The sequence below is a fragment of the Aquimarina sp. RZ0 genome (assembly GCF_008370685.1).
Lineage (GTDB): Bacteria > Bacteroidota > Bacteroidia > Flavobacteriales > Flavobacteriaceae > Aquimarina.
This window is the reverse complement of record NZ_VTZU01000169.1, coordinates 1-3,044: the sequence shown is the minus strand read 5'-3', so window position 1 is coordinate 3,044 and position 3,044 is coordinate 1. Positions and strand designations below refer to the sequence as shown.

The 3,044-nt window shown below is 33.6% G+C and carries 2 protein-coding genes and 1 pseudogene; 1 reads left to right on the top strand and 2 read right to left on the bottom strand.

The window, feature by feature from the left end; all coding sequences use genetic code 11:
- Window positions 1-392 (bottom strand): annotated as a pseudogene (locus tag F0000_RS26870) (phenylalanine 4-monooxygenase); the annotation flags it as partial.
- 219 nt (window positions 393-611) lie between these two features.
- Between F0000_RS26870 and F0000_RS26865 the strand changes: the two are divergent.
- Window positions 612-2,270 (top strand): T9SS type A sorting domain-containing protein, encoded by a 1,659-nt coding sequence (locus tag F0000_RS26865; RefSeq protein ID WP_149627781.1) that lies wholly within the window; start codon window positions 612-614, stop codon window positions 2,268-2,270.
- Between the two features lie 322 nt (window positions 2,271-2,592).
- On the opposite strand, the gene F0000_RS26860 is transcribed toward F0000_RS26865, so the two are convergent.
- Window positions 2,593-3,044: META domain-containing protein (locus F0000_RS26860; protein WP_149627780.1), on the bottom strand; the 452-nt coding region annotated here is incomplete at its 5' end.

The following is a 3,044-nucleotide window of genomic DNA, read 5'->3' as shown; positions in this document are numbered from 1 at the left end:
TGAATGATATCAGGGGCAGGAGTATATTCTATATTTTCCAGTTGCCTAATGTCTGAAGCAATTACAAGAATATTATAAGCCTGAAACTCCATAAAAGCATTAGGGGGAATAAAACCATCTACAGCTACTGCCGCCCAACCAATTTCTTTAAGAATTCGATTCATACCATACATACTTGGTATTTTATTAATAGAAATTCCTGTTTTCTCTAATCCTTTTAGATATGAGTGGTGGGCAACTTTGCTTAATGACGCAATATTTTTGCGCATTACATACCTCCATACAGCTTGATTAATAGGTGTGTATTCATCATAATTTTGAGGTTTGATGAATTGTTTAAGATGAGGAGGAAGTCTATCTAATAAAGGGTTTGGTTCTATGTGTAATGACATGTCAATCTGATAGTTTGTAAAAAAACACATTTTTAAGAATAGAAATGTAATGGTTTTAATAATAGTATAAGAATTAATTAACAAATTTTATCAAGATCAGAAGTAGTTTTTTGCTGCTGTAAACCGTGATTGACAGGGGAATTTCGATTCTTTTGGTATCTTTGGGAAATAACTAATGTTACAATATTAATTTAATCTTAAATATCTAACACAACTATTATGAAAAAACTTATTCTGAGCACTGCGGCACTATTTTGCTGTGTAATCGCTAGCAGTCAGGTCACTAATGAGCCGATTAGAACTGAGGGACTAGAGCTTAAAAGTGCCATTCCTTTAATAGAGATGCCTTCTTTTGATCTTAAAAAACTCCAGAAAGAAGATGCGACTAATGATTTACAAACAAAACCATTCCGATTTGGATATGAGTTTACTGTGGATTTGGGTATAAAAAATTCAGGAGTTTGGGAGGAATTGCCTAATGGAGATAGGGTTTGGAGAATTTCTATTGCTTCAAAAGATGCAAAAACATTAAACTTTATTTTTGACAGCTATGAGCTGGTAGAAGGAGCAACAGTACACTTGTATAATGATGATCGTTCTTTTATGTTAGGAGCATATACGAGTAAAATGAATAATGAAAATGAATCTTTAGGTACCTGGATTGCTGATGGTGAAAAAATAACTATTGAATTTTATGAGCCGGCAAAGGTAAAGGGTTTAAGCAAACTGCATATTGGTTCAGTAGTTCATGGGTATAGAAGTGTTAGTAATTTTGAGGCATATCAGAAAATACTTAATGAATCTGGAGACTGTAATTTAGATGTTAATTGTTCAATAGGTGCAGATTTTGATCCATTAAAAGATAAATTAAAGAAATCGGTGGCACTTATTCTGAATAATGGCAATGATTTTTGTACAGGGACACTCGTAAACAATACAAATAATGATAAAGCACCGTATCTTCTTACTGCGAATCATTGTGGAGGAAGCGAAGCGAACTGGTCTTTTAGATTTAACTGGATAAGTTCTAATACGGTATGTGCCTCAACGGATAATAGTACGGATAATGGTCCTGGAAATTATTATCAGGTAACAGCTGGTTCTACAGTATTAGCCAAAAATGGCGGTACAGATTTTAAATTAATAGAAATATCTGGTGGATTGGATCCTGCCTGGGATCTGGAATGGGCAGGATGGGATAGAACAGATGATTTTCCATCCTATGTAATAGGAATACACCATCCATCGGGTGATATTATGAAAGTATGTAGAGATGATTCGGGAGTTACCAAAGAAATAAATAATGCAGGAGGAGGAGCTGCGTTTAATGCTGAAACCTGGGAGATTACAGATGCAGGAGATGGATGGGAACAAGGAGTTACAGAAGGAGGTTCTTCTGGATCAGCATTGTTTGATCCTAACGGAAGAATTATCGGTCAACTTTTTGGAGGTAGAGCAGACTGTTCTGGTACAAATGATAATAACAGATTAGATTATTATGGTAGACTAGGTGTTTCCTGGGATATTGGGAGTACAAGCGCAACAAGATTATCAGACTGGCTAGATCCTGCAAATACAGGTCAGACTACATTAGATATGTTATCAGAAGAGTTAATCGTATTAAGTGTTGATGATGAAATATTGAAACAGGGAGTAAGCATATATCCTAATCCTTCTAATGGGATACTAAATATTTCTAATAATACCCAAAATGGAGTGTCTTATAATATTTATAATGTAGCAGGACAAAATATTGCGGCAGGAGAAATAGTAAGCGAAAATGAAAAAATAGATATTACTACAAAAAATACGGGGATTTATTTCATTACAATTACAAGTAATAATTCCAGTTTCACAAAGAAGATTATCAAAAGATAATTTTTTAGTGTAACCGTATTATAAGTTAAGCGACGAGAAATTCTCGTCGCTTTTTTTATTTACTCGATAATCGAGATTTAAATGCTCTGAGGCTTGCCTTGTGATAGAAATGTTTTTTTTTCTAATAAATACCTTATAATACGATTTGTGATTAAAAAATTCGTATAAATTCATTGAATTATTTTTTCTTTATGCAAGGCAAAAAAATCAAGCATAGCTATAGCTACGGTTTATTTTTTAAACGAAGTAGAAAGGAAAAAGAAACGATGAATATGCGAAATTTTTAGTTATAAATCGTATAAGATTGTCTTGAGGTAGTTTACTATTGAACTTTTTTTGTATCCAAAATGGCTTCATCATCTGAATTCTTAAAAATATAACCAAGTTCCTTAGCGCTATTTTTTTTGGAGTTCGATAATGCCTTAAAAAACGTTTTCTCAACCTTAGTATTTTCTAAACACATTCTCTTAGATGCGTTTGGTATGCCAAAAGTTACAGAACCTCCTTCTAGTTGTTCATAGCTGCAGGAGTATGTATTACAACCCGAATAACCTGATACTGTTTTGTTTTTATTGTCAAAGGTCATTGTGACTTTTAACTCAGACACATCCGCTCCATAAAGGGTAGTTACCAGATATGTGCCTTCCGGTTCTGATTGCTGATTTTGTATTGCTGTAATTCGATTTTCTGCGATCTGGATTTCTTCAGGTTTAGTATCAGCTGCTTCTTTTAGAATAGAAAGCGTTCTTACTGCATCATACATATCATAATCTT